1 protein-coding gene is annotated in these 1,477 nt (G+C 70.9%); it reads right to left on the bottom strand.

From position 1 onward, the window contains the following. Nucleotides 1-15 precede the first annotated feature (15 nt). Nucleotides 16-1,395, bottom strand: coding sequence for an AI-2E family transporter (locus tag ACWGIG_RS38885; RefSeq protein WP_453326439.1), 1,380 nt, complete (start codon nt 1,393-1,395; stop codon nt 16-18). Nucleotides 1,396-1,477 lie beyond the last annotated feature (82 nt).

Here is a 1,477-nt window from a genome sequence, read left to right on the forward strand (position 1 = left end):
GTTCCGGCCCGGATATCACTCCCGGCCCGCTTCCCCCTGTGGCGGCTGGGCCGGGGCGGCGGCCGTCGGTGGCGAGCCCGACGCCGCTGCCGTCGACGGGGGCGGGGTGGGCGCCACGTCCAGCGCCGTCGCCCCGTGCGGTTTCGGCGCGGCCTTCAGCGCGTTCTCCCTGGAGTACGCGCGAAGGTAGCCGATCGCCGTATTGAGGACCGCCACTATCGGGACCGCGACGACCGCGCCGCCGATGCCGGCGACGAGGCCGCCCGCCGCGACCGACAGGACGACGGCGAGCGGGTGCACCCGTACGGCACGGCCCAGGATGAACGGCTGCAGGATGTGGCCCTCGATCTGCTGCACGGCGAGGACGACGATCAGCACCATGAGGGCGATGAAGGGGCCCTTGACGACGATCGCGACGACGACGGCGAGGGCTCCGGAGATCACCGCGCCGACCAGCGGGATGAAGGCGAACAGGAAGATCAGGACGGCGAGCGGCACCGCCATCGGCACGTTCAGGAAGTACAGGCCGAGTCCGATGAAGACGGCGTCGATCATGGCCACTATCACCGTGCCCCGCACATAGGCGGTGAGCGTGCGCCAGGCGCGCGGCCCCGCACCCGCCATGCCGGGGCGGGCCTGCGCGGGCACCAGCTTGAGCGTCCACTCCCAGACCTTCTTGCCGTCGTACAGCAGGAAGAGGGTGGAGAACATCGCGAGGAGCATCCCGGTCATCATCTCGACGATGACGGTGACGCCCTGGAGTCCGGCGGAGGTGATCTCCTGGACGTTGGTGCCGATCGCGTCGCTGAGGTTCTTCGAGATGTCGTTGATCTGCTGCTCGGTGACGTGGAACGGGCTGTTGAGCAGCCAGTGCCGCAGGTCCTGGATGCCCTGCTGGACCTGCTTGGAGAGGTCCTCCGCGTTGTCCATGATCTGCCAGACCACGAACCACCCGACCAGCCCCATGATCACGAAGCCGAGCACGGCGGTGAGCGCGGTGGCCAGCCCGCGCGGCAGACCCTTCTTCCTCAGCCACGCCACCGTGGGCTGGAGCAGCGCGGTGACGAGCAGCGCGCCCATGAAGGCGAACGCGACCAGCTGCACCTGGCTGATGATCTGGCCGAGCACCCAGATGGTGCCCGCCAGTACGAGCAGCCGCCAGCCCGCCTCGGCGGCGACCCGCATCCCCCACGGCAGGGCGGCGACGGGGTCGGGCCTGGCGGCCACGGCGGGCGCGTAGTCCGGGGGCGGGGGGACGTGGTCGGGCACGTCGGGTCCGGGGGCGGCTGCGGCGTCGGGATCGGCCGCGGCTTCCGCACGCCGCTCTTCCATGCGCTCTCCCACGTGGGTCAGCCGGGCCCCGAGCCCGCCGAGCCAGCCTGGTGTCTTCGACATGATGCTTCCTCTTCCCCCCACGGCGCCCCCCGGCGATTTCAACGACCTGACCGTACACGTGCGGAGCCCCCCACCGTAGGAC

The sequence above is a fragment of the Streptomyces sp. NPDC054863 genome (assembly GCF_053610825.1).